1 protein-coding gene is annotated in these 604 nt (G+C 42.7%); it reads right to left on the bottom strand.

What is annotated here, in order from left to right:
- Positions 1-604 (bottom strand): carbamoyltransferase N-terminal domain-containing protein (locus M595_RS28370; protein WP_040484807.1); only part of this gene is annotated, 604 nt, incomplete at both ends.

The raw sequence follows: 604 nt of genomic DNA on the forward strand, positions 1-604 counted from the left end.
CCCCTCCCGCCATACAAAGATAATCAACATTCAGTTCTTTTTGAACCGTTCTTGATAACCGTAAAACCACTTCTTCTGTCACCACTTGTATTGAAGCGGCGATATCCATTTCTCGTTGAGTGAGTTTGGTTTCCGGTTGACGAGGCGGCCCTGCAAACAGTTGATCAAACTTTTTATTTGTCATCGTTAAGCCGACGGTATAGTTGAAATAATCCATATTCAACCGGAAAGTACCATCGTCTTTTAAATCAATTAAATGGGTGAGAATTGTATCAACATATTTCGGCTGACCATAAGGCGCCAACCCCATCAGTTTGTACTCACCAGAATTGACTTTAAATCCGGTATAATAAGTAAAGGCAGAATACAACAAACCCAAGGAATGGGGAAAGTCAATCTCCCACTGCGGAGTTAGAGTATTGCCTTCGCCTAACCATACCGTTGTTGTCGCCCATTCCCCCACACCATCGAGACACAAAACCGCCGCCCGTTCAAAAGGACTGGGAAAATAGGCAGAAGCCGCGTGAGACTGATGATGTTCAGAAAACATCAATTTTGGCAATTTTGCCCGTTTAACACCGAGTAAATTGGAAAATTCTTTTTT

This window comes from Lyngbya aestuarii BL J, from assembly GCF_000478195.2.
Lineage (GTDB): Bacteria > Cyanobacteriota > Cyanobacteriia > Cyanobacteriales > Microcoleaceae > Capilliphycus > Capilliphycus aestuarii.